Annotated in this window: 1 protein-coding gene; it reads left to right on the forward strand. The window is 43.6% G+C overall.

What is annotated here, in order from left to right; genetic code table 11:
- On the forward strand, nucleotides 1–777 hold a 777-nt coding region (locus tag ADIWIN_RS20635), incomplete at its 5' end, for a hypothetical protein (protein WP_040757702.1).
- Between the last annotated feature and the right edge of the window lie 5 nt (nucleotides 778–782).

Here is a 782-nt window from a genome sequence, read left to right on the forward strand (position 1 = left end):
GATAAACAGGTCTATACCGGATCCACGACTTTTGGTTCAGGTACAGAGGTGTCTCCCGGAGAATTTGTGATCTATGAAGGAACATCCAATGGCTCCTGGCTATATGGATTGGAACCGTCAACTGAATATCATATTGCTGTTTTTGAATACAACGGCACCGGGGAAGAGACCTATTATTTAAAGGATCCATATATGGCGGCGAATAAGGAGACCTTAAGTGCTCCTTCTGTTCAATCCAATAATGCATTTACCAGTAGCCGAAGCAATACCTCCATCAATATATCCTGGACAAGAGGTGATGGCGCCAACCGTATCCTGATAGGTAGAAAAGAAGGACCCGTCAATACAACACCCATTGATCTCACAACTTACCAAAGTTCATCCTCTTTTGGTTCCAGGCAAATCGGAACTGGTAATTATGTGCTTTATTCCGGTTCAGGAAACAACGTGAATGTGACCAATCTTGAACCAAGCACCAATTACTATTTTTCCCTATATGAATTCAATGGAAGTTCGGCAAAGTTATACTTAAATCCAGGCTATCAATTTGCATTGGAAACTTTTGGAGAAAGACCGACAATTCAGGCTTCCAACGCCTCCTACGCTAACATTAATTTTAACTCTTTTGAAGTTGATTTTGATAAAGGAAATGGAACCCGCGGCTGGCACTCGCCAGAGCGGGGGGGGCTGTCAATGCCGGACCAGCGGATTTTACCACCTATGGAGCAAACAGTATCTTTGGTCAAGGGGACCAAATCGGATCCGGCAATTTTGTAGTCTTC

It is taken from the genome of Winogradskyella psychrotolerans RS-3 (assembly GCF_000427335.1).
Taxonomy (GTDB): domain Bacteria; phylum Bacteroidota; class Bacteroidia; order Flavobacteriales; family Flavobacteriaceae; genus Winogradskyella; species Winogradskyella psychrotolerans.